This is a genomic window from Campylobacter sp. CNRCH_2016_0050h (assembly GCF_025772605.1).
GTDB classification, from domain to species: domain Bacteria; phylum Campylobacterota; class Campylobacteria; order Campylobacterales; family Campylobacteraceae; genus Campylobacter_D; species Campylobacter_D lari_D.
In genome coordinates, this window is record NZ_JAKMSK010000028.1 from 1 (window position 1) to 2,271 (window position 2,271).

Annotated in this window: 6 protein-coding genes; 2 read left to right on the forward strand and 4 right to left on the reverse strand. The window is 23.8% G+C overall.

The window, feature by feature from the left end; translation table 11 throughout:
* The coding region (locus L8X28_RS08205) for a recombinase RecT (RefSeq protein ID WP_263666047.1) at positions 1 to 239 on the forward strand (239 nt) is incomplete at its 5' end.
* 115 nt (positions 240 to 354) lie between these two features.
* Positions 355 to 813 (forward strand): hypothetical protein, encoded by a 459-nt coding sequence (locus tag L8X28_RS08210; protein ID WP_263666048.1) that lies wholly within the window; start codon positions 355 to 357, stop codon positions 811 to 813.
* 75 nt (positions 814 to 888) lie between these two features.
* On the opposite strand, the gene L8X28_RS08215 is transcribed toward L8X28_RS08210, so the two are convergent.
* The 4 genes from L8X28_RS08215 to relB form a co-directional block, all read right to left on the reverse strand.
* Complete coding sequence (locus L8X28_RS08215) at positions 889 to 1,056, reverse strand: hypothetical protein (RefSeq protein WP_263666049.1); 168 nt, start codon at positions 1,054 to 1,056, stop codon at positions 889 to 891.
* Between the two features lie 215 nt (positions 1,057 to 1,271).
* Positions 1,272 to 1,601, reverse strand: a complete 330-nt coding sequence (locus L8X28_RS08220; protein WP_263657997.1) for a hypothetical protein — start codon at positions 1,599 to 1,601, stop codon at positions 1,272 to 1,274.
* Positions 1,602 to 1,659: 58 nt separating this feature from the next.
* The gene (locus L8X28_RS08225) at positions 1,660 to 1,935 is read right to left on the reverse strand and encodes a type II toxin-antitoxin system RelE family toxin (RefSeq protein WP_039628374.1); all 276 of its coding nucleotides are present in this window, start codon (positions 1,933 to 1,935) and stop codon (positions 1,660 to 1,662) included.
* A complete protein-coding gene (gene relB, locus L8X28_RS08230; RefSeq protein WP_039628375.1) occupies positions 1,928 to 2,146 on the reverse strand; it encodes a type II toxin-antitoxin system RelB family antitoxin in 219 nt (72 codons plus the stop codon). Before relB ends, L8X28_RS08225 begins: the two co-directional genes overlap by 8 nt.
* Positions 2,147 to 2,271: the final 125 nt, after the last annotated feature.

A 2,271-nucleotide genomic window follows, 5' to 3' on the forward strand; every position in this document is an offset into this window, starting at 1 on the left:
AACCTTTAGTTGGTAGAGATGGCTTTTTAGTTATTGTTCATAAAAGCGGAAAATTTGGTGATATTCGTTCTTATAGTGAGATTAAAAACTATCCAAAATTAGTGAATAATCAATGGCAATACGCTCAAGATTTGGTTGCAATTTGTGAAGTTTATAGAACTGATACAAATAAGCCTTTTATAGTTGAAGTTGCATATAGTGAATATGTGCAAAAAACATTGAAAATGCCTACAATCTAGTATAAAATATAAAACAGCTTAATATAAGTTAAATACAAAAGCTTGATATATAAAATAAATAACCTATAACAAATTGTGTTATAATGACAAAGGATTAAATATACAAGGAAATATTATGGCTCAGGAAAAAGAGTATATACTTAATGAAAGTTTTAAAGCTTTATTAGAAAGTATTTTTTCTAATCCTGAACAATCACAAAAATTAATTAAAGCTTTTGAAGAACTTGTTAACGGTAGAGCAACTACTCAAAGATTGAATTTTGAAAATCTTAAAAATCAAGCTATAGAAGAAATAAGACAAGAGCTTGTAAGTAAAGATTTATTTCAATCAGAGATTAAAAGATTGGAAAGTTTAATTTATTCTGAAGTTGCAAGACTAGAAGGAATTATTAACACCAAAATAGCTGAAATTAAAACTGAAATAGCTGAAGTTAAAACTGAATTCTCAGAACAAATTTCTAGCGCTAAGCAAAAAGCACTTTATTGGCTTTTAGGTACTGCAGTAGCAACTACAGTAACTATACTTTCAAGCGTTTGGACTATGATAAATTTTATGCTAGAAAGCTTAAAATAAAAATTATTTAAAGTTTTTACTATATCTTGTTGATATATATTTTTATAGTTAGGATAACATAGTTATCCTATGAATTTAAGTAATGTTTTTCATATAATCATAAATTAAAGCTGTTCGACTAATAATAAAATTCTCAAAATCATCATTTAATAAATATTCAACCATATCTTTTGTTATAAAATGTGTTTCTAAATCTTTAAAAAATTGTTCTTGTTGATTATCTTGTATTTTTTTATTTAGCAACTCTTTTATATATGTGCTTGGATTTTTATTATTGATTTTATTATTATATTCTTTTGTAATAAGTGCTATATTTGCTATATTATTAATTATATTATCATTAGATGAGATAAAATTTTTTAGATATCTCTTTTCCTAATATTAGAATTTATAGGAAAAATATGATATTCTTCTAAAAATTCACTAAACTTCTTAAAAACTGTTTGCTTTTATCACTCTTAATCTTCTGGTTTAAAACCTATTATTTTTGCCATTATACCCCTATAGCTTTCAAAACTATTCATTGCTTGCATATTGCTAACTCTAAGAAGTCTAACTTTGTGATCTTGTTTGTAAAAAACTTTAAAAACACAACCACTTTCTTTGTGTTTTACTATATCATCTAAACCACACTTTTCTATAAACTCATAATCTTTAGCAAAAACTTCATTTTCCACATCAAATAAATCTTGAGAATAACCATTAGGATTAGCTGGATCATAAGTATAAGAACTTACTACACATTCTCTCATAGCTTTTTGTATTTCTTCTTGGGATAATTTTTCCATTTTACCTCCTTTTTTCTTTCTATTATGATATAAATAATTTAATGTATAGTTGAGAATTTTATTTTTTAAATTTCTTATATATTTCTCTTCGATGTCCTATTTCGAATACAAAAATAAACAATTCATTATCATTAATTTCAGCAAGCATTCTATAATTACCCACTCTAAATCTATAAATACCTTTTAAATTACCCTTAAGTTCTTTTGCTAATTTTTTTGGATTATCTGATTCTATTAAATTTTTAATAATCCAGCTCTTAATAATTCTTGCTACTTGCTGATCAAGTTTTTCAATTGATTTTTTGGCGCTACTTGAGAATTTTATCTCATACATTTTTAAATACTTCTTCAAAGCTATAAATATTATCTTTTTTAGCTTCTTTGAGTGAAATTAAAATTTTATTTTCATCTAAATTTAACTCATCTTCTATTTTTTCTAAAATAGTATCTCTTATAAATTTTGATAGTTGTAAATTATTAATTGCTAGATATTCTTTTAGTAAAATATCTTCTTGATCACTAATTCTTAACGATATTGTTCTCATGATTTTACCTTTGTATTATTTGTAATACATTATAACACATTTTATAATCATCACAAAATAATATTTTATCTTAGTGCTTTTAATCTTCACATTGAAACAATAAAATAAGTATAAGAAATTAATTT